This is a genomic window from Streptomyces sp. ATLC9, assembly GCF_057196705.1.
This window is the reverse complement of sequence record NZ_JBXUOY010000675.1, coordinates 1-220: the sequence shown is the minus strand read 5'-3', so window position 1 is coordinate 220 and position 220 is coordinate 1. Positions and strand designations below refer to the sequence as shown.

1 protein-coding gene is annotated in these 220 nt (G+C 69.1%); it reads right to left on the bottom strand.

The genetic code is table 11. From position 1 onward, the window contains the following. Positions 1 to 201, bottom strand: a 201-nt coding sequence (locus AC2CJA_RS27595; protein ID WP_484605302.1) for a transposase family protein, incomplete at its 3' end; no start/stop codon positions are given. Positions 202 to 220 lie beyond the last annotated feature (19 nt).

Here is a 220-nt window from a genome sequence, read left to right as displayed (position 1 = left end):
CGTGGTCCCGATGCCGAACCCGGCCGCGAGCTGGGCATACGGGTGGCCGTTGCGGAGGTGGGCAAGAGTGAGCAGGGCCTGACGGCCGGCACTCAGGCGCCGCCAACGGGTGCCGAGCTCTTGGCGGCGCTGACGGAGTTTGGCGGACAGGAAGCGCAGGGCAGAACTGGACACGTCGACGCCCGACGGGTAGACAAGCACACGAAGCCTCTGGTGGAGA